This window comes from Leisingera sp. ANG-M1, assembly GCF_000813745.1.
Lineage (GTDB): Bacteria > Pseudomonadota > Alphaproteobacteria > Rhodobacterales > Rhodobacteraceae > Leisingera.
The window spans coordinates 358,700-375,115 of record NZ_JWLC01000008.1; the positions used below are offsets into that span (position 1 = coordinate 358,700).

Here is a 16,416-nt window from a genome sequence, read left to right on the forward strand (position 1 = left end):
CCGCAAGGAGGCAAGAGCATGATCGTCACAACGACCAACAGCGTCGAGGGCTACCAGATTGCCGAATACAAAGGCATCGTGGTGGGCGAGGCGATCATGGGCGCCAATGTTGTGCGCGATGTCTTTGCTTCGATCACCGACATCGTTGGGGGCCGCTCCGGGGCTTATGAGAGCAAACTGCAGGACGCGCGTGAAACTGCGCTGGCAGAACTGGAAGACCGCGCCCGCGCCAAAGGTGCGAACGCCGTGGTTGGCGTAGATCTGGATTACGAAGTGGTCGGGCAGTCCATGCTGATGGTCTCGGCCAGCGGCACCGCGGTGGTGCTGGGATAGGAATGAAACGGCCCGATGGGCCTTGGGAATATCGCGGGCAGATGCGCCTGCAAGACATGTGAGACGAGGAAAAAATGCTCGAAATCAAAAACCTGCAAGTCAAACTGGAAGATGAAGACAAGCAGATCCTGAAAGGTCTGGACCTGAAGGTCGAGGCTGGCAAGGTGCACGCCATCATGGGCCCGAACGGCTCGGGCAAGTCGACCCTGTCTTATGTGCTGTCGGGCCGTGACGGTTATGAAGTTACCGAAGGCTCTGCCACTCTGGAAGGCGAAGACATCCTGGAGCTGGAGCCGGAAGAGCGCGCAGCGGCGGGCATGTTCCTGGCATTCCAGTACCCTGTGGAAATTCCCGGCGTCGGCAACATGACCTTCCTGCGCACTGCGGTGAACGCGCAGCGCAAAGCCCGCGGCGAGGAGGAACTTTCGGCTTCCGACTTCCTGAAAGAAGTGCGTGCCAAGGCCAAGACGCTCAAGATCGACGCCGACATGCTGAAGCGCCCGGTCAACGTGGGCTTCTCCGGTGGCGAGAAAAAGCGCAACGAGATCCTGCAGATGGCAATGCTCGAGCCTAAGCTCTGCATCCTGGATGAGACCGACTCCGGCCTCGATGTGGACGCGATGAAGCTGGTGGCCGAAGGCGTCAACGCGCTGCGCGACGAAGGCCGCGGCTTCCTGGTGATCACCCACTACCAGCGTCTGCTGGACCACATCAAACCGGACGTAGTGCACATTCTGGCCAATGGCCGCATCGTCAAGACCGGCGGCCCCGAGTTGGCGCTGGAAGTGGAAAACAACGGTTATGCCGGCATCCTGGCCGAGGTGGACGCGTAATGGCACTGGCTGAAGCAAAGCAAACCGCAACCGAAGCGCGGTTGTCCGGCTTGGGTCTGCCGGAAGGCGGATGCCTGAAAGCTGCCCGCCAGGCCGCTCTGTCGCGGGTTCAGACCATGGGCCTGCCGAGCCGCCGCGATGAGTATTGGAAGTACACGCGCCCGGACACGCTGGTTCAGGCAGAGGCGCCTAAGGCTGCTCTGTTCGAGGCGGATGAGGCGCCGATGTTTGACGCTTTTGAGCGGCTGAACATCGTGTTTGTCGACGGCGTCTTTGATCAAGAAGCCTCTGACGATCTGGCCCTGGAAGGTTTGTCTATCGACCGCCTCGAGGATATCTGCTGCAAAGATATTCATTGGGCCAAAGACTTGTACGGTGTTCTTGAGGCGCGGGGCCAAACCCCGGTCGAGCGCCCGCTGGCAGCGCTGAACACTGCCTTTGCATCAGATGGCGTGGCGATCCGGGTGACCGGCAAAGTCTCTAAACCAATCAACTTCACCTATGTGCATTCGGATGAGAATTCCGATGCGATCCTGCATCATGTGATCCGGGTGGAAAGCGGCGCCGAGGTTACGATCCTGGAGAATGGCCCGGCCGCTTCGCGTTTCAACAAGTGCATGGAAATCGACGTCGCCGATGGTGGCAAGCTGCACCTGGTGCGCGCCCAAGGCCGCGATCATAAGCGCCGCGCAGCCACCCATCTGTTTGCCCGGCTGGGAACAGAGTCTGTGTTCAAGTCCTTCACGCTGACTGTGAACGGCGTGCTGACCCGCAATGAAGCGGTGATCGAGCTGACCGGCGATGATGCCGTTGCCCATATTGCAGGCGCCTGCGTCGGCGATGGCGACTTCCACCACGATGATACTGTCTTTATCACACATGACGCGGTGAACTGCGAAAGCCGTCAGGTGTTCAAGAAGGTGCTGCGCAACGGTGCGACCGGTGTGTTTCAGGGTAAGATCCTGGTGAAGGAAGGCGCGCAAAAGACTGACGGGTATCAGATTTCCCAGTCTTTGCTGCTGGACGACGACAGCCAGTTCCTGGCCAAGCCCGAGCTGGAGATCTATGCCGATGACGTGGCCTGTTCGCATGGCTCGACGTCTGGTGCGATTGACGAAGAAGGCCTCTTTTACCTGCGATCGCGCGGGGTTCCGCTGGCGGAGGCCACCGACCTGATGACACTGGCCTTCCTGGCCGAAGCGGTGGAAGAGATCGAGGATCCTGAAATCGCTGCAGACATCGTGTCCCGCCTCGAAGGCTGGCTGGCCCGGCGCCGCTGATGTCCGTCACAACGGATATCCCAGCGACCTACAGGGGGCCGCGCAAAGTGTTTGCGCGGCTCTTAAGCATGGGAGCGCGTGAAGACCGGCTGCTGATTTTCCTGATCAGCGGCTGTGTTCTGACCTTTGTCGCGCAGATGCCGAAGCTGGCGCGCGAAGCACATTTGACCGGACAGGAACTGAACATGCTTCTGGGCGGTTCCTTGCTGGGGATTGTCTTCATCGCGCCGCTGCTGCTGTACATGCTGGCGCTTGCCGCGCATTGGCTGGCCCGGGCTGCCGGCGGCCAGGGGGACGCTTACCGCGCCCGCCTGGCGCTGTTCTGGGCCTTTCTTGCTGCCAGCCCGCTGATGCTGCTGAACGGTCTTGTCGCAGGTTTCATCGGCTCCGGGGCTGCTTTAAATCTTGTCGGAGCGCTGTGGCTTGCGGCGTTTTTGTGGTTCTGGGTTTCCGGCATGATCCAAGGTTACTGGGCAAAACCATGAACGCCTTGGCCGCCTTTGCCCTGCTGACGGTGAAAGACCCGCGGGGAGCCGCGCTGCAGATCCTGGCGAGGGACTGGCCGCGTGAAGCGTTGTGGACGGCATTCTTGTTGTCTGCAGTGCTGAGCACTTGTGTCTACACACTGCAGCATATCCTGTTTCCGATCCCGGCAGAGGCCTCTTTGCCGGTATTCGCGCCCGGTGCGACATTTGCGCTGGTTCTGATCATTCAGATCGGGTTCATTGCCATGCTTTCGGCAACCGGCCGGTGGCTTGGCGGGGCAGGCAACCTGACGTCGCTCCTCGCTCTGATCACATGGCTGCAATTGCTGCAGGCGGGTATCAATGGCACACTTGTCCTGCTGGCGCTTATTATGCCGGTTCTTGCCGGTCTGCTGCAAATCGCGGCAAGCGTCATGGTGTTTTTCATCCTCTTGCATTTTGTCAATGCAGCGCACAAGTTCGGCTCCGTCTGGCGGTCGCTGGGGGTGGTTCTGATGGCGAGCCTGATCCTGGCGTTTGCCGTTCTCTTCTTTGTGGGCCTGATTGGCCCAGCCAACCTGGGATTGCCCGCAAATGTATGACCTGGACAAAATCCGCGCCGACTTTCCGATCCTCTCGCGCGAGGTGAACGGGAAACCTCTGACCTATCTGGATAACGGTGCTTCGGCCCAGAAGCCGCAGGTGGTGATTGACGCGGTAACCAAAGCTTATGCCGAGGAATATTCCAACGTTCATCGCGGCTTGCACTTCCTGTCTAATCTCGCCACCGAGAAGTATGAAGCCGTACGCAGCACCATTGCCCGCTTCCTGAATGCGGGTGACGAGAACACCATTGTGCTGAACTCCGGCACCACCGAGGGCATCAATCTGGTGGCTTACGGCTGGGCGATGCCGCGGTTTGAGGCCGGTGACGAGATTGTGCTTTCGGTGATGGAGCATCACGCCAATATCGTGCCCTGGCATTTCCTGCGCGAACGCCAGGGCGTGGTGCTGAAGTGGGTGGATGTGGCCGACGACGGCAGCCTGGATCCGCAGAAGGTGATCGATGCGATTGGCCCCAAGACGAAGCTGGTCGCGGTCACTCAGTGTTCCAACGTACTAGGCACCGTGGTGGATGTGAAGACAGTCACTCAGGGTGCCCATGCCAAGGGCGTGCCGGTCATGGTCGACGGCTCGCAAGGCGCGGTGCATATGCCGGTGGATGTGCAGGACATCGGCTGCGATTTTTACGCGATCACGGGCCACAAGCTTTATGGCCCCTCCGGCTCCGGTGCGATCTACATCAAGCCTGAGCGCATGGCCGAGATGCGTCCGTTCATTGGCGGCGGCGACATGATCAAGGAGGTCTCCAAGGAAGGGATCATCTACAACGACCCGCCAATGAAGTTCGAGGCTGGCACGCCCGGCATCGTGCAGACCATTGGGCTGGGGGTTGCGCTGGAGTATATGATGGAGCTTGGCATGGACAACATCGCCAAGCATGAAGGAGAGCTGAGAGACTATGCCCTGGAACGGCTGACCGGTTTGAACTGGATCAATGTGCAGGGGCAAGCGCCTGGAAAGGCAGCGATATTCAGCTTTACAATGGAAGGCGCGGCGCACGCGCATGACATCTCGACGATCCTCGATAAAAAGGGCGTGGCGGTACGGGCCGGCCACCACTGCGCCGGGCCGCTGATGGACCACCTGGGCGTCTCAGCCACATGCCGTGCGTCCTTTGGTCTCTACAACACCAAGGATGAGGTCGATACGCTGGTCGACGCGCTGGAGCTGGCACACGAATTGTTTGCCTGATACCGGCAAGCAGAAATACGAAAACGGCGCCTCGACCGGCGCCGTTTTTTCTATTGAAATCAAGTTTTAGCCTTGGATCTTGTCCGCCCTCAGCGGGCAGGACAGGTATACCCCGAACTCCTTGCCTACATCGCAGCTGACCCTCGCGTGAACTTTACCCTGACGGTCCAAGAAACGCTGGCTGTCCTCCACCGGGAAAATGCCCTCGTGCCAGATGTTAGGGTGGATATAGAGCCCCTTGGACCCGTCGCACCAGAAGGCCACAACCTTTTCCGGTTTCAGGTCATCCCCGGGCAGGGCCGCGGGAATGATGAAGGGCTTGTTGTCCAGCGGATAGAACAGCTGGCCGCCATCGGGGTGATAGTTCATGTGCCACAGCAGCACCTGATCCCGCGGCGCGGTCTGCTCGGCAACCTGCGCCTTCTGCGGGTCGGTGGACCAGCCCAGCACATAGTTGCCGTTGACCGCTTCGTTCTCACCATAGAGCACATCACCGCGCCAATCGCCGCGGAAGGTGCCCTCGACCCAGCCTGCCTCGTCTCCGGTGCCATCGTCGATAGGACGCCAGCCCTGAGCAGGCCATTGCACGATTTCGATCTCGAAGTTCTCAGGATCATCGACCAGACAGCCATAGCCTTTGACGCTTTCGTCGGTCGCCCGGATCAGCGGCACCTCGTGCCAGGGCAGAGAGGGCTTGGAGCTGGCTTCAAAGATATACTCTGGAGCGCTCATGCCTTGGCCCCCATATGCTTGTCGACCATCCGCTGCACCATCGGTGCAAAGTGCCAATAGTCCGGCGTTTCCATATCCGCACGCTTGCCGGCCTCATCCAAGTAGCGCACAGCGATGATCTGCTTGAGGTTCGGGTTCTTCTCCATCTCGGCAACTTCCTCGGCATTCATCGGCCCGCCTTGCAGGTTCAACGAATGAATGGAAGCCTCTGATAAACGGTTGAAATATTCCGGCTTGGTGGCGCATAGATAGCGTTTCGCCGCCACGTGGTAGCGCACGCAATCGGTAATTACTGAGGGGAAGAACTGCTCCAGCACCTCGGCGCCGGCTTCCTCGTGAAACCGGTCCTCGGTGTCATCCATGGAGAAGGTGCCGAACTCGCTGGTGAAATGGCCGATATCGTGGAGCAGAGCCCCAACGATGATCTCTTCCGGCTGGCCGTTTGTCTCGGCAATAGTGGCGCCCTGCAGCATATGCTCGGTCATGGTGACCGGTTCGCCCAGGTATTCCTCATCGCCGCGGCGGTCGAAGATGTCGCCGATGAAGGCGACAATATTGTCCTGGGTCAGCTTGCTGAAATCCGGCTTGCTCATGGTTCAGCCCTCCAGCTGCGCGTTCAGCACGTTCAGGGTCGAAAGCAGCCCGTCCTTGTCGGCGTAGCAGCCCTGCAGCCAGCGGGAACCGGAGCCGGAATAGCCCAGGCGCGCATGCATCACGCGGGTGTTGTCGACGATGAAGCTTTCGCCCGGCTCCAGTTTGAAGGAGACGCCCATGTCCGGATCGTCGATGAATTCGCCCAGGCGGCGGTAGGCAGCGTAATAGGCTTCCATCTTGTCGAACGGAATGTCGACAAACGGCGCCGACGAACGGTTGTTGAAGCGCATGCCAATCATTTCGCCATCGGGAGAAAGCTCGATCATCGGGCGACGCGACCGCAGATGCACGCCGTCTGAACCCTTATACTCGAACCGCGCCGGATAGCCCGCCAGCAGGGCAAAACCTTCGGGGTTTTCTTCCCGCAGGCGCTCCGCCGCACGGAAACCATCCACCACGATGCTCTCGCCGCCCTCGGCCGAGTTTTCCAGGCAATAGAGGATCTGCAGCGACGGGACCGGATCCCGATAGGGGTTGTCGGTATGGGCCTGCAGGCCCAGTCCTGTATAGGCGAGGTTGGTCGGGTTCACCTCGGTACGGACTTCGAAATACTTACCGTAGTTGGTCTCGCGGACAAAGCCGAACATTTCGGCGTTCTCAATCAGCGCGCCTTCGGTCACCGGGCCGTTCACCAGCTTGGCAAAGCCGAGGCGGGCAATCGCGCCCAGCCAGTCGCGCTTGACCTTCGGGTCGGATTTCACGTCGTTCCAGTCGAACGCCGGTGCCGGCTGGCTGCTGTTCCAGGTCTCAATGTCCGGCGCCATGCGGCCGAATTCGGAAGTTTGATCAATGTCATAGGCGTGCGCTTTCAACCAAGCGCCAGGGAAGGTCACGGTCTTTCCCTCGGGGGCGAAGGTCACAGTCAGCGCGCCGTCTTCCACCAGTGCAGTGCTGATCTTCGTATCCGCCGGAATGTCGCCGATGGTGATCAATCGCTGTCCGTTGCCGGGCGAGCGGGTTTCGGGGTCCAGCGCATTGTCACGCAGCCAGATCGCGTGAAAGCGGCTTTCGCCGCCGTCATCGAATGTCAGGGTCAGAAAGCTGCCGGATGCGTCAGCGGTCACGGAACGGGGCATGGTGTTTCTCCGGTTGGCCTGGTTCTCCCTTGCGCTGATACCGGTGCTGAGCCATCAAGAGAACGACGGAAATCGGGGTTTGAGAGTTAGGTTTTCTAATGGCTAAGAAAGTCACCAAACAGGGGCTTCCGCCGCTCGATTGGCTCAAGGTTTTTGAGGCCGCGGGCCGCCATGGAAGCTTCACTGCTGCGGCGGAGGAATTCGGTGCAACACAAGCCGCGGTCAGTCAGCGGATTCGCAACCTGGAGGCCTGGCTGGGCCGTCAGCTCTTCATCCGCTCGGCGCGCGGTGTCGCGCTGACCGTGGATGGAGAGAGCTATCTTCCTCTTGTTCATGATTCGCTGCGAACGCTGGAGCAGGGGACTGAGAACATCTTTGGCCAAAGCATCCGGGAATTGCGGATCGCTGCCTTGCCTTCGCACCTGGAAATGCTGTTGCTGCCGCGGCTTGCCGCCTTCGCGCGCGAATATCCTGACCTGCGCTTGGTCACTGAAACCGTTCCCAAAAGGCTGGAGTTTGAGGCGGCGGACAGTGCTTTGCACATCCGGTACGGCCGCGGTGGCTGGGACGGGCGCGAAGGTGTGCTATTGGCGAACGAGGTTCTGCAGCCTATGGCGATGCCCGGTCTGGCTTCGAATTGGCGTGATCTTCCAGCGATCGAACTGCGCGGTGAGCGGCCAGGTTGGGCGGAGTGGGCACGGGTAACAGGAGAGGCGGAACCGGAGGCGGGGCCAGTGTCCGTTGATTCCATGGCCCATGCCTTGCGGGCGGCGCGGTTGGGACTGGGGGTTGTTCTGGGGTCCAAGGCACTGGCTGCAAACCTGCTGCAAACAAGGCAGCTGCAATGCGCCGAGGCGCCGGAACTGGCAACAGTAGACGGTTATTGGCTGACTTGGCCGCCGAGTCTTGGAAAGTCTTCCCGGCAGAAGGCGCTTCTGGATGCACTCAGGAAGGCGCTGCAGGAGTAATCTCTTCAGAACTGGGCAGGAATTGGCGCACCCATGAGGATTCGAACCTCAGACCTCTGCCTTCGGAGGGCAGCGCTCTATCCAGCTGAGCTATGGGTGCGTCGTTAGGCCGGGGTATAACCGCGCTTGCTCACCTCTGCAACGGGAAAAACTGCCTGTTTCCAATTTCATGACGTGAGCGTGCAGCAGAGCGCCAAATGCCGGATCGGGAAAAGTAGAAAGCCTGCAGCAGGACGTGCAGGCTTGCATTTTTGCAATGGTAGGAGGGGTTAGCCGCGCCAAGAGCGGACAACGCCGCAGTCCATATGCACAAAGTTGGAACGGTAGTATTTGCCGACACCGCCGGCCCGGCAGGCCTCGGCAGCTTTGGCCATCTGCGAAACTGAACGGGAAGACAGCCGCAGATCAGCCGCTTGGCCGCGCATATGCAGCGAATTCTTTGCTACCCCGCGCGAACGGCTGCGCAGCATGGCATTTGTTTTGGGGCTGCGGTAGCCGGACAGCAGCATATAGGGCTCGTTCACGTCCAGCAGATTGTGCGAGGCGGCCATGATGTCGATGGTGCGCAGATCCATGTCCTTGACCTGGTCGGTGCGCCAATCCCGCATGAAGTGATTGATTTCCTTGACCGCGTCCTTGATGTATTGGCCGTCAATCCAATAGACCATGTCCAAACGCTCGCCGGTACGGCCTGAATACATGCGGATGCGCCGGATGTCGCCGCCGCCGCGCAAGAGGCCTGCTGCATTGGAGAAGGTCGGGGCCGCTGCCACTGCGGTTGCAGCAAATACACCCAAGAGAGAACGCCGGGAAATCCCCGTGCCCGCGGTTTCTGCCATGTTCACTGCGCCGTCCCGTACGCTTTTTCGTCCTGCCTAGTTGCCCGATGTTACAGGCCCGCTAACTTCTTAGTTAACGTGCGGCTTGTATGGCACACCCTGAATCGTGTTCCAACAATTCTTTGCCGCAAGAGAATGGATAGGATGGATTTCGGCGATTTCTTGCGCAAAAGGGGAGGGCGCCTCTACTTTTCCCCGCGACTGTTGCAGCGGTGTCCCATAGACGCGGCTCCGGTGCATCAAAGTTAATATTTCGCGATTGTGAATGGACAACGAAGGCTGGCATTTACCAGAATTTCAGATAGGCACTGCCAAAATTGACAAAAATCGGCTCGAGGACCGGATAGTATGACGCGCGTTTCCGCAGGATGTTTTTTGCCGGGGATCAAGGCCGGATTGTTTGCTTTGGCTCTGGGCGGCCTGACCGCAGGGGCGGTTTCCAGCCCGGCGCTGGCCGAGGTTCCGGCGGCTTTCCGCCAGGCGGTGGCTGAGGCGGCATCCTCGAATGAGGCGGTGGCCCGGTTCTACCGTGAAAACGGCTATCAGGCGATTTGGACTGGCGCAGACGAAGCGTCGCGTCAGCGCCGCAGTGCGCTTCTGGCCGCATTGGGCGACACAGGCGTTCATGGCTTGCCGGACCGGTCGGCCTTGATCGGTGATCTCATGCAGCAAATGCAGGAGGCCCGCACCACCCGCGATATTGGCAATGTTGAGGCCGCGCTGAGCCAGGCTCTGGTTGATTACGCCACGGACCTTCAAACGGGGCTTCTGGTGCCGTCCCGGATTGACGATGGAATGGTGCGCAAGAAGCACTCCGTCGACGGGACTGCGTTTCTGACCGGAATCCGGGATGGCCAGCCTTTTGCGTTCCTGCGCAGCTTGGTGCCTGCCTCGCCGCAATACCGGGGCCTGATGCGCGAGAAGCTGCGGCTGGAACAGATCCTGACCGATGGCGGCTGGGGTCCGGCTGTTAAGGCCAAGAAGCTGGAACCCGGCGATCAGGGGCCGGCGGTTATTGCTTTGAGAAACCGCCTGGTTGCGATGGGGTATATGCCGCGCAGCGCTGCGCGAAGCTACGACAGCGCCCTGGTAGCGGCAGTTCAAAGCTTTCAATCCGATCATGGGCTGGAAACTGATGGCGTGGCCGGTGCCGGCACAATTGCCGAGGTCAACAAACCCGTTTCCGAGCGCATCAAGTCCATCATTATTGCAATGGAGCGGGAGCGCTGGCTCACCCCGGATAGGGGCGAACGGCATGTTCTGGTCAATCAGACCGATTTCACCGCCAAAATCGTCGACAACGGCGATGTTACTTTTGAAACCCGTTCGGTGATCGGCAAGAACACTCACGACCGCCGCAGCCCGGAGTTCTCCGACGAGATGGAGCATATGGTGATCAACCCGAGCTGGTACGTGCCGCGCTCGATCATCACCAAAGAATACCTGCCGCAACTGAAAAACAATCCAGGTGCGGTCAGCCATATCCAGATCACTGACCGGCGCGGACGGGTGGTTGACCGCAGCACCGCGGATTTCACTCAGTACACAGCGCGGAACTTCCCCTACTCCATGCGCCAGCCGCCGAGCAGCCGCAACGCGCTGGGACTGGTCAAGTTCATGTTCCCTAACAAGTACAACATCTATCTGCATGACACCCCGCAGAAGAGCCTGTTTGCCCGCGAGGTGCGGGCCTTCTCGCACGGCTGTATCCGCCTGGCCCAGCCGTTTGAATTTGCTTATGCGCTGCTCGCCAAACAGACTGAAAACCCCAAGGACTTCTTCCACCGGATTTTGAACTCCGGCAAGGAAACCAAGGTTGAATTGGAGCAGAAGGTGCCGGTGCATATCATCTACCGGACCGCGGTTGTTTCGGGCAAAGGCCGCGCGGAATTCCGCCGTGATGTCTACGGCCGCGACGCCAAGGTCTGGGATGCGCTGGAACGGGCAGGGGTGGTGCTGCCCAGCGTTCAAGGGTAAATACCGGGCCCATACAGGATAATTCTGAAAGGGCCTGCCATGTTCACTATCCGCCAGATCGCTGAGTCCCTGGGTGCCGAAGCCCAGGGCGACCTGGACCTGCTGATCGCAGGCGCGGCCGAGCCGCAGGATGCTGAAGCCAGCCAGGTTGCCATGGCGATGGCGCCCAAATATGCCGAAGGCCTTCAGGCGGGCAACGCACAGGCAGCGGTTCTGTGGGAGGGCGCCGACTGGCAGTCCTTTGGCCTGAAGGCGGCGATTTTCACTCCGCGTCCACGCATGACTATGTCCGGTGTGACTGCGATTCTGGACCGTGGCCAGGGTTTTGCGGAAGGCATTCACCCTTCTGCAGTTGTTGATCCTGCTGCTGAACTGGGTGAAGGGGTTTCGGTCGGACCGCTGGCAATCATCGCCGCCGGCGCCAAGATCGGAGCGCGCTCGGTGATTGGCCCGCATTGCTATATCGGAGCCGACGCTGTGATCGGTGAAGATGCGCAGCTGCGTGAAATGGTCTCCATCGGGGCGCGCGCCAGCATTGGCAACCGCTTTCGCGCCCAGCCTGGCGCGCGGATCGGCGGCGACGGGTTCTCCTATGTCACACCCGAGGTTTCCGGCGCCGAGAATGCCCGCAAAACCATGGGAGACCAGGGCGAGGCCAAGGCGCAGTCTTGGGTGCGCATCCACTCTCTGGGTGCGGTCACCATTGGTGACGACGTTGAGATTGGCTCCAACTGCACCCTGGATAACGGAACCATCCGTGACACGGTGATCGGCAATGGCACCAAGATCGACAACCTTGTGCATGTCGGCCACAATACGCGTGTTGGCAATGACTGCCTGCTTTGCGGCCAGACCGGCATCTCCGGCTCGGTCGACATCGGCAACAATGTGGTGCTGGGCGGCCAATGCGGGGTGGTCGACAATATCTTCATCGGGGACGGCGTCATTGCCGGCGGCGGCACCAAGATCCTGTCGAATGTGCCCGCGGGCCGGGTGATCATGGGCTACCCGGGCGTTAAGATGGAAACCCACACCGAGATGTACAAAGCACAGCGCCGCCTGCCGCGGTTGATGCGTGACATCGAATTGTTAAAAAAGGCTGTTTTCAAGTAGCGGCGCAGTTACTACATCTGCCTCAGCCAGAAAGTCGGGGGTCCCATCATGAGCACGCAGGACAAGGTCATCGCAATCATTGCCGAACAGGCGGTTCTGGAGCCATCGGATGTGACCCTCGACAGCACCTTGGAGGACCTTGGCATCGACAGCCTGGGTCTGGTGGAGAGCATCTTTGCCATCGAAGAAGAGTTCGACATCTCGATTCCTTTCAACGCGAATGAGCCCGAGCAGAGCGACTTTGACATCTCCAGCGTTGCGGCGATTATTTCCGGCATCGACAAGCTGGTCTCCGAAAAAGTGTAAGCGTTCATGAAACGAGTCGTTATCACCGGGGCAGGAACCATTAATGCCCTGGGTCATTCGGTGCCTGCGACCCTGGACGCCATGCGCGAAGGCCGCTGCGGCATTGGTGAGCTGAAATTTCGGGATGTCGACCGTCTGGCAATCCGGATCGGTGGGCAGGTGCGCGGGTTCGAGGCCGAAGGCCGCTTTAACCGCCAGCAGATGAGCCTTTATGACCGCTTCACCCAGTTCACCCTGACCGCGGCCAAGGAGGCGATTGAGCAATCCGGGCTGGAATTTCACGGTGAGCTGTCTGCCAAAGCCGGTGTGGTGCTTGGCAACTCTGGCGGCGGCATGCAAACGCTGGATGAGAATTACCGCAGCGTCTATGAGGATGGCAAGAACCGGGTGCATCCCTTTGTGGTGCCCAAGCTGATGAACAACGCCGCGGCAGGCCATGTGTCGATGCAGTTCAACCTAAAAGGCCCCAGCTTCACGGTGTCCACGGCCTGTGCGTCCTCCAACCACGCGATGGCGCAAGCGTTTCAGATTGTGCGTTCGGGGATGAGTCCGGTGATGATCACCGGCGGCTCGGAATCCATGCTGTGCTTTGGCGGGGTCAAGGCCTGGGAAGGGCTGCGGGTGATGTCCAAAGACGCCTGCCGCCCGTTCAGCGCCAACCGCAACGGCATGGTGCAGGGCGAGGGCGCCGGTATCTTTGTGTTCGAGGAATATGAGCACGCCAAGGCCCGAGGCGCAGAAGTTCTTTGTGAAGTCATTGGCTTTGCAATGTCCTCTGATGCAGCGGATATCGTGATGCCCAGCAAGCAGGGCGCCGCCCGCGCCATAGCCGGTGCGCTTCAGGATGCCCGCATTGATGCGTCAGAGGTGGGCTACATCAATGCCCATGGGACCGGCACAGCAGCCAACGACAAGACAGAATGCGCGGCAGTTGCCGATGTCTTTGGCCCGCAGGCCGACAAGCTGATGATCTCATCTACCAAATCCATGCATGGCCATCTGATTGGCGGCACCGGCGCGGTGGAGCTCTTGGCTTGCATCATGGCATTGCGCGACGGTGTGATTGCCCCGACTATCAGTTATGACGAACCTGACCCGGAGTGCGCGCTGGACGTGGTGCCGAATGAAGCGCGAGAGGCAAGGGTTGATGTAGTCTTGTCCAATGCCTTTGCCTTTGGTGGCTTGAACGCGGTCTTGGCTCTGCGCAAGGTCTGACCCCGAAAGAACAACGCCGCGGCCAAAGGCGCGCGGCGTTTCTTTTTTAACCTGGTTGCCGTGGCTTACTGCTTGACCACATCCACCACGTCATAGCCCGCGGTGAAACCACTCAAAGACAGCTTCATTTCCACAACCTGGTCCGGGGCCGGAGCCGGGCGAAGCGACAGAACAGCTTCGTTGCCTTTCTTGAAAGCATCGATGTCGCCCTGTGTCAGGCCAATTTGTGCCACACAGCCCAGCGGGTTGCAGAAGGAGTAATTGTACCGTTTGGCCGGCGCGCCATCGATTGAAATGGTCAGCGCGGCCGGCAGCAAGGTTTCCAGCGGTACGATCACGGTAGCACCGGCAACAGCCTGGCCGCCCTGCTGGTCGATCCGGAACAGCGACACTTCGGCAATCGGGTTGCCTTGCGGCCCGGACAGGATTTGCAGCAGCGAGCAAGGGTCGGTTTCGTTTTCCGTCTTGATGCAAGCCAGATCCCAATCGCCATGCTTCTCTTTGGAGTAGCGCTGGCCAAGCCCGGGCTCGGCGTTAACGGGTTCACCCAAATCCAAAAGCTGGTCCGCAGTCGATCCTGCCTGCTCCGCGGTTTCCGCCCCGGAGGTCTCTTCCGCGGCCGTTTCCTGCGCCGCCAGTGGTGCGGTCATTGCAAGAACCGCAGCAAGGGAGATTGGGGTCAGGGACTTCAACATGAATGCCTCATTTTTCTAAAGACGCTGCCAATGCGTGTAACACGCTGCCCGGACAGTGTCAGGTCAATAACAAATGAACAGTGGGGAAATCCGCGCACGCTCTCTCAAATCCGGTAACATCCGCAAGAAAAACAAAAAAGGGAACCCGATGGCCCCCTTTTTCGTCATTGCGTCTCCCCGTCGGACTGGCCGACTTAGTTATTGGGTAGGACGTTACGAAAGGGCTAGCCATCGGTCAACATGCAAGTTCAAAAAAATGCAATTGAGCACGGTTTTGAGGAAAATTGCCCGCTGAGTCCGCCTGCATGGACGGCCTGCATAAAAAGAAGGCCGTGCACAAGGCACGGCCAGTCTGACAGGGAGGAAATGTCCGCCACGGCAACCGCATTTGCTGGGGCGGGCAAGTTTGACTATCGCACTAAAAAGTTAACGATGTATTGTTATCCACAGGAAAAAGAACAGGCGGGGAACAGGCGTGACAGACAGCATTCTTCTAGGTGGCGGCGGCGAGGACTATGGCAATCCGCAGAGGATGAAACTCAAATTTGCCAACCGGCACGGCCTTATCGCAGGGGCAACTGGCACCGGGAAGACGGTCACGCTGCAGATCCTCGCGGAAGGGTTCTCCAATGCTGGCGTGCCAGTGATCCTTGCCGACGTGAAAGGCGATTTGTCGGGTTTGGCGAAACCCGGGACCGAGGCACACAAACTGCATGAGGCGTTCACTGCACGGGCTGAAAAGATCGGGTTTTCAGACTACAGCTATCACGCATGCCCGGTCACGTTTTGGGACTTGTTCGGCGAGCAGGGCCATCCCGTGCGCACCACGGTGGCCGAGATGGGCCCCTTGCTGCTGTCGCGCTTGCTGGAGTTGAGCGAAGCCCAGGAGGGCATTTTGAACATTGCCTTCCGGCTGAGCGATGAGGAAGGGCTGCCGCTGCTGGACTTGAAAGACCTGCAGGCCTTGCTGGTCTGGATCGGCGAGAACCGGGACAAGCTATCGCTGCGTTACGGCAATGTCTCAGCCGCGTCGATTGGTGCCATTCAGCGCCGGCTTCTGGTGCTTGAGAACCAGGGCGGCGCCGGTCTGTTCGGCGAACCTGCGCTTGACCTCTCTGACTTGATGCGCTGTGATGAGGCGGGCAAGGGCATGATCAATATCCTGGCCGCAGACAAACTGATGGCGGCGCCGGGCTTGTATTCGACATTTTTGCTGTGGCTGCTGAGCGAACTATTCGAGGAGCTGCCCGAGGTAGGCGATCCGGAAAAGCCACGCCTTGTTTTCTTTTTTGACGAGGCGCACCTGCTGTTCGAAGACGCTCCCAAGGCCTTGACCGACAAGGTGGAGCAAGTGGCGAGGCTGATCCGCTCCAAGGGAGTGGGGATCTATTTCATTACTCAGAATCCGGCGGATGTTCCGGAGGATATCCTGGGCCAGCTGGGCAACCGGGTGCAGCACGCCTTGCGCGCGTTCACCGCGAAGGACCGAAAGAACCTGAAACTGGCCGCCGAGACCTATCGCGAAAACCCGCGGTTTCAGACCGGGGACGCGATCCGAGAAGTTGGCGTCGGAGAGGCTGTGACCTCGCTGCTGGAAAAAAAGGGCGTGCCTGGCGTGGTCGAGCGCACCCTGATCCGGCCTCCCAGTTCGCAACTGGGGCCGATCAACGATCAGGAGCGTTCGGATTTTCTAAAGGGCTCTGATATGGCTGGAAAATACGACAGGACGCTGGACCGGCGTTCGGCCTATGAAATCCTGTCTCAGCGGGCGCAGGCGTCAGCGCAGGAGGCCGAAGTTTCGGAGGCAGCCGCGGAAGATGCGCCGCAGCCGATGGCGCGGGAATTCAATGCCGCCCGCCGTTACTCGGGATCCAGGGTGAGCCGGTCGTCTTCAAAGACCTACCGGAAGAAAGACAGTTTTGCCTCGGCCATGTCCGAAGCCGTCATCAAGGAGCTTAAGGGGACCACTGGCCGCCGCATCGTCAGGGGTATTCTTGGCAGTTTTTTCAAGGGGCGCTGAAGTTGAATTGGGTTTGGCTGGTGCCAAACCCATGCCTCCGGCGGGGATATTTTTGGCAAGAGGAAAGACTGGGAAGGAAAACGCCGCCCGCGGGAG

At 59.6% G+C, this 16,416-nt stretch carries 17 protein-coding genes and 1 tRNA gene; 12 read left to right on the plus strand and 6 right to left on the minus strand.

Annotation, left to right across the window (positions count from 1 at the left end; genetic code table 11):
• Positions 1–18: 18 nt before the first annotated feature.
• The 6 genes from RA19_RS08455 to RA19_RS08480 all read left to right on the plus strand — a co-directional run bounded on the left by RA19_RS08455 (position 19) and on the right by RA19_RS08480 (position 4,725).
• Entirely contained in the window at positions 19–333 is a 315-nt protein-coding gene (locus tag RA19_RS08455) for a YbjQ family protein (RefSeq protein WP_039123659.1), read from the plus strand.
• A gap of 74 nt (positions 334–407) precedes the next feature.
• A complete protein-coding gene (gene sufC, locus RA19_RS08460) occupies positions 408–1,166 on the plus strand; it encodes a Fe-S cluster assembly ATPase SufC (protein WP_039161501.1) in 759 nt (252 codons plus the stop codon).
• The gene (sufD, locus tag RA19_RS08465; RefSeq protein WP_039161502.1) at positions 1,166–2,446 is read left to right on the plus strand and encodes a Fe-S cluster assembly protein SufD; all 1,281 of its coding nucleotides are present in this window, start codon (positions 1,166–1,168) and stop codon (positions 2,444–2,446) included. Before sufC ends, sufD begins: the two co-directional genes overlap by 1 nt.
• Positions 2,446–2,931 carry a hypothetical protein gene (locus RA19_RS08470; protein ID WP_039161503.1) on the plus strand — a complete coding sequence of 162 codons (486 nt, stop codon included), beginning with the start codon at positions 2,446–2,448 and terminating at the stop codon, positions 2,929–2,931. Before sufD ends, RA19_RS08470 begins: the two co-directional genes overlap by 1 nt.
• Complete coding sequence (locus RA19_RS08475) at positions 2,928–3,512, plus strand: YIP1 family protein (protein ID WP_039161505.1); 585 nt, start codon at positions 2,928–2,930, stop codon at positions 3,510–3,512. The genes RA19_RS08470 and RA19_RS08475 overlap by 4 nt, the downstream gene beginning before the upstream one ends.
• Entirely contained in the window at positions 3,505–4,725 is a 1,221-nt protein-coding gene (locus RA19_RS08480; RefSeq protein WP_039161508.1) for a cysteine desulfurase, read from the plus strand. The genes RA19_RS08475 and RA19_RS08480 overlap by 8 nt, the downstream gene beginning before the upstream one ends.
• A gap of 66 nt (positions 4,726–4,791) precedes the next feature.
• On the opposite strand, the gene RA19_RS08485 is transcribed toward RA19_RS08480, so the two are convergent.
• The 3 genes from RA19_RS08485 to tmpA are packed head-to-tail and all read right to left on the minus strand — an operon-like array spanning position 4,792 to position 7,187.
• Positions 4,792–5,457 (minus strand): ureidoglycolate lyase, encoded by a 666-nt coding sequence (locus RA19_RS08485; RefSeq protein WP_039161511.1) that lies wholly within the window; start codon positions 5,455–5,457, stop codon positions 4,792–4,794.
• A complete protein-coding gene (tmpB, locus tag RA19_RS08490; protein WP_039161513.1) occupies positions 5,454–6,050 on the minus strand; it encodes a (R)-1-hydroxy-2-trimethylaminoethylphosphonate oxygenase in 597 nt (198 codons plus the stop codon). The genes RA19_RS08485 and tmpB overlap by 4 nt, the downstream gene beginning before the upstream one ends.
• Positions 6,051–6,053: 3 nt before the next feature.
• Positions 6,054–7,187 (minus strand): 2-trimethylaminoethylphosphonate dioxygenase, encoded by a 1,134-nt coding sequence (tmpA, locus tag RA19_RS08495; protein ID WP_039161516.1) that lies wholly within the window; start codon positions 7,185–7,187, stop codon positions 6,054–6,056.
• Between the two features lie 98 nt (positions 7,188–7,285).
• On the opposite strand from tmpA, the gene RA19_RS08500 reads away from it, so the two are divergent.
• Positions 7,286–8,155: a LysR family transcriptional regulator gene (locus tag RA19_RS08500; protein ID WP_039161519.1), complete on the plus strand. Its 870-nt coding sequence runs from the start codon at positions 7,286–7,288 to the stop codon at positions 8,153–8,155.
• A gap of 23 nt (positions 8,156–8,178) precedes the next feature.
• Here the strand turns inward: RA19_RS08500 and RA19_RS08505 are convergent.
• Both RA19_RS08505 and RA19_RS08510 read right to left on the minus strand, forming a co-directional pair.
• A tRNA-Arg gene (locus RA19_RS08505) sits at positions 8,179–8,255 on the minus strand.
• Between the two features lie 169 nt (positions 8,256–8,424).
• On the minus strand, positions 8,425–8,994 hold the full coding sequence (locus tag RA19_RS08510) for a YcbK family protein (RefSeq protein ID WP_039161521.1): 570 nt from the start codon (positions 8,992–8,994) through the stop codon (positions 8,425–8,427).
• A 348-nt stretch (positions 8,995–9,342) separates the two neighbouring features.
• Here RA19_RS08510 and RA19_RS08515 point away from each other — a divergent pair, with 348 nt between their 5' ends.
• Genes RA19_RS08515 through RA19_RS08530 form a run of 4 tightly spaced genes read left to right on the plus strand, consistent with a single transcriptional unit; the run spans position 9,343 to position 13,605 of the window.
• Positions 9,343–10,971 (plus strand): L,D-transpeptidase family protein, encoded by a 1,629-nt coding sequence (locus RA19_RS08515; RefSeq protein WP_039161523.1) that lies wholly within the window; start codon positions 9,343–9,345, stop codon positions 10,969–10,971.
• A gap of 39 nt (positions 10,972–11,010) precedes the next feature.
• Entirely contained in the window at positions 11,011–12,084 is a 1,074-nt protein-coding gene (gene lpxD / locus RA19_RS08520; RefSeq protein ID WP_039161525.1) for a UDP-3-O-(3-hydroxymyristoyl)glucosamine N-acyltransferase, read from the plus strand.
• A gap of 48 nt (positions 12,085–12,132) precedes the next feature.
• Positions 12,133–12,390 carry an acyl carrier protein gene (locus RA19_RS08525; RefSeq protein ID WP_039161528.1) on the plus strand — a complete coding sequence of 86 codons (258 nt, stop codon included), beginning with the start codon at positions 12,133–12,135 and terminating at the stop codon, positions 12,388–12,390.
• Positions 12,391–12,396: 6 nt separating this feature from the next.
• Positions 12,397–13,605, plus strand: coding sequence for a beta-ketoacyl-[acyl-carrier-protein] synthase family protein (locus tag RA19_RS08530; RefSeq protein ID WP_039161530.1), 1,209 nt, complete (start codon positions 12,397–12,399; stop codon positions 13,603–13,605).
• A 65-nt stretch (positions 13,606–13,670) separates the two neighbouring features.
• Here RA19_RS08530 and RA19_RS08535 read toward each other — a convergent pair whose 3' ends face one another.
• Positions 13,671–14,300: an invasion associated locus B family protein gene (locus RA19_RS08535; protein WP_039161531.1), complete on the minus strand. Its 630-nt coding sequence runs from the start codon at positions 14,298–14,300 to the stop codon at positions 13,671–13,673.
• A 475-nt stretch (positions 14,301–14,775) separates the two neighbouring features.
• Here RA19_RS08535 and RA19_RS08540 point away from each other — a divergent pair, with 475 nt between their 5' ends.
• A complete protein-coding gene (locus tag RA19_RS08540; RefSeq protein ID WP_039161534.1) occupies positions 14,776–16,320 on the plus strand; it encodes a helicase HerA-like domain-containing protein in 1,545 nt (514 codons plus the stop codon).
• The last annotated feature ends 96 nt before the right edge of the window (positions 16,321–16,416 follow it).

Excerpts from the sequence above, each read along its gene's own strand:
- RA19_RS08530 (WP_039161530.1), top strand. The coding sequence starts at position 12,397 with ATGAAACGAGTCGTTATCACCGGGGCAGGAACCATTAATGCCCTGGGT.
- sufC (WP_039161501.1), top strand. The coding sequence starts at position 408 with ATGCTCGAAATCAAAAACCTGCAAGTCAAACTGGAAGATGAAGACAAG.
- RA19_RS08510 (WP_039161521.1), bottom strand. The coding sequence starts at position 8,994 with ATGGCAGAAACCGCGGGCACGGGGATTTCCCGGCGTTCTCTCTTGGGT.
- RA19_RS08480 (WP_039161508.1), top strand. The coding sequence starts at position 3,505 with ATGTATGACCTGGACAAAATCCGCGCCGACTTTCCGATCCTCTCGCGC.
- RA19_RS08485 (WP_039161511.1), bottom strand. The coding sequence starts at position 5,457 with ATGAGCGCTCCAGAGTATATCTTTGAAGCCAGCTCCAAGCCCTCTCTG.
- lpxD (WP_039161525.1), top strand. The coding sequence starts at position 11,011 with ATGTTCACTATCCGCCAGATCGCTGAGTCCCTGGGTGCCGAAGCCCAG.
- RA19_RS08470 (WP_039161503.1), top strand. The coding sequence starts at position 2,446 with ATGTCCGTCACAACGGATATCCCAGCGACCTACAGGGGGCCGCGCAAA.
- RA19_RS08515 (WP_039161523.1), top strand. The coding sequence starts at position 9,343 with ATGACGCGCGTTTCCGCAGGATGTTTTTTGCCGGGGATCAAGGCCGGA.
- RA19_RS08500 (WP_039161519.1), top strand. The coding sequence starts at position 7,286 with ATGGCTAAGAAAGTCACCAAACAGGGGCTTCCGCCGCTCGATTGGCTC.
- RA19_RS08535 (WP_039161531.1), bottom strand. The coding sequence starts at position 14,300 with ATGTTGAAGTCCCTGACCCCAATCTCCCTTGCTGCGGTTCTTGCAATG.
- sufD (WP_039161502.1), top strand. The coding sequence starts at position 1,166 with ATGGCACTGGCTGAAGCAAAGCAAACCGCAACCGAAGCGCGGTTGTCC.
- tmpB (WP_039161513.1), bottom strand. The coding sequence starts at position 6,050 with ATGAGCAAGCCGGATTTCAGCAAGCTGACCCAGGACAATATTGTCGCC.
- tmpA (WP_039161516.1), bottom strand. The coding sequence starts at position 7,187 with ATGCCCCGTTCCGTGACCGCTGACGCATCCGGCAGCTTTCTGACCCTG.
- RA19_RS08475 (WP_039161505.1), top strand. The coding sequence starts at position 2,928 with ATGAACGCCTTGGCCGCCTTTGCCCTGCTGACGGTGAAAGACCCGCGG.
- RA19_RS08455 (WP_039123659.1), top strand. The coding sequence starts at position 19 with ATGATCGTCACAACGACCAACAGCGTCGAGGGCTACCAGATTGCCGAA.
- RA19_RS08525 (WP_039161528.1), top strand. The coding sequence starts at position 12,133 with ATGAGCACGCAGGACAAGGTCATCGCAATCATTGCCGAACAGGCGGTT.